This is a genomic window from Pantoea sp. SIMBA_079 (assembly GCF_046940275.1).
Lineage (GTDB): Bacteria > Pseudomonadota > Gammaproteobacteria > Enterobacterales > Enterobacteriaceae > Pantoea > Pantoea borealis.
Genome location: NZ_JAWRYR010000382.1, coordinates 1 through 267, shown reverse-complemented (window position 1 = coordinate 267; position 267 = coordinate 1). Strand labels below are relative to the sequence as shown.

1 protein-coding gene is annotated in these 267 nt (G+C 47.9%); it reads left to right on the top strand.

The window, feature by feature from the left end:
• Window positions 1–267: sulfatase-like hydrolase/transferase (locus SB719_RS20455; protein WP_412159786.1), on the top strand; the 267-nt coding region annotated here is incomplete at both ends.

The following is a 267-nucleotide window of genomic DNA, read 5'->3' as shown; positions in this document are numbered from 1 at the left end:
TGAAGCTGCACAAAAATCAACGCCGACGCTCCTTTCATTAATGGATGAAGGCGTACGGTTTACTAACGGCTATGTGGCACACGGTGTTTCCGGCCCCTCCCGTGCCGCAATAATGACCGGTCGAGCTCCCGCCCGCTTTGGTGTCTATTCCAATACCGATGCTCAGGATGGTATTCCGCTAACAGAAACTTTCTTGCCTGAATTATTCCAGAATCATGGTTATTACACTGCAGCAGTAGGTAAATGGCACTTGTCAAAAATCAGTAA